Below are 1,531 nucleotides of genomic sequence, written 5' to 3' on the forward strand. Positions count from 1 at the left end.
TGATCTGCTCCAGCGCCCGCCCGGTCAGGAACGGCGCCGCCGCGCACACGAACGGGATCTTGCCCGCGTTCGCCAGCCCCGCGGCCACCCCGACGAGATCCTGCTCCGCGATGCCCACGTTGATCAACCGGCCGGGGAACCGCTCACGGAACCCGACCAGATTGCTGGAACCGACGGAATCGTTGCACACGGCCACGACCCGCGCATCGCCCTCGGCCAGGCTGATCAGCTCGTCGGCGAAGTCCTTTCGGCAGTCGAAGAGCGCCGCCTGCTCGGTGAGGGTCACGCGGCCTCCTTCGTCGGGCCCATGATTCCTTGCTTACTGATGACCTCGACAAGCTCGGTCATAGCGCCAGCTCCGCCAACGCCGCCTCGACCTGCTCGGGGCTGGGCACCTTGTGGTGCCACTCCACCCGGTCCTCCATGAACGACACGCCCTTCCCCTTGATCGTGTGCGCGACGACGACCACCGGCCGGCTCTCCCTCGGCCCGCCCATCGCCTCCAACAGCGCGAGGTGATCATGGCCGTCGACCTCGCGGACCTCCCACCCGAAGCTGCGCCACTTGTCGCCGAGCGCGCCCAGGGCGTTGGTCTCCTCCGTCCGCGCCCCCTGCTGAAGCCGGTTACGGTCGACGATCGCGGTCAGCGACGACAGCCCGTAATGAGCGGCGGCCATGGCCGCCTCCCAGTTGCTGCCCTCCTGCAGCTCCCCATCCCCCAGCACCACGAACGTCCGCCAGCTCGCGCCATCGATCTTGGCCGCCAGCGCGCACCCCGTGGCCACCGGCAAGCCGTGGCCCAACGCCCCCGTGTTCGTCTCCACACCGGGGACCTTCATCCGGTTCGGGTGACCGTTCAACGCCGACAGCGGCGCCATGAACGTGTCCAGCTCCTTGGCGGCGAAGAATCCGCAGTGAGCCAGGGTGGCGTACAGGGCGGCCGCACAGTGCCCCTTGCTCAGCACGAACCTGTCCCGCTCCGCCCATCCGGGACGCTCGGGATCCACCGACAACACACCGTAGAAGCAGGCGACCAGGATGTCGGTCACCGACAGGTCACCCCCGATGTGGCCCATCCCGGCCCGGTCGATCGTCCGTACGATGTCGCGCCGCACCCGTGTGGCCAGCCGCTCCAGCTCGGCCGCCGCGACCTGCCGATCGGCGCCGCGAATACGATCCACCGCGCGGCGGTAGACGGCCGCCCCAACCGGATCAGCGGCCAGCACGGACGGCACCTTGAATATATATTCTTAGATGACTAGGCATATTTTCGACGCTAAGGCCAGCGTCGCACGCTGTCAATCGGACGCCGAAGCCCGGACGCGTCCAGTTCTTGACGGCCACGTGTCGCCGACGTTACATTCCGACAGAATAGACAGGCGAGCGTGAATGTATATTCATGAACACGGGATGGGAGACAATTCCCGATGACGACAGAACCGCTCTTCGGCGCAGGACTCTGGCACTTCGGGCAGTTCCGCGACCGCTACGCCACCGACGGATACGGCCCACCCGTCTCCACCCTCCAAGC

The 1,531-nt window shown here is 67.2% G+C and carries 1 protein-coding gene and 1 pseudogene; both read right to left on the reverse strand.

Annotated features, from left to right (window positions below):
• A pseudogene (locus ACFOY2_RS54595) lies at positions 1-286 on the reverse strand (hypothetical protein); the annotation flags it as partial.
• A 58-nt stretch (positions 287-344) separates the two neighbouring features.
• Complete coding sequence (locus ACFOY2_RS54600; RefSeq protein ID WP_379536105.1) at positions 345-1,226, reverse strand: transketolase; 882 nt, start codon at positions 1,224-1,226, stop codon at positions 345-347.
• Positions 1,227-1,531: the final 305 nt, after the last annotated feature.

Source organism: Nonomuraea purpurea (assembly GCF_042650645.1).
In the GTDB taxonomy this organism is placed as follows: Bacteria; Actinomycetota; Actinomycetes; order Streptosporangiales; family Streptosporangiaceae; genus Nonomuraea; species Nonomuraea purpurea.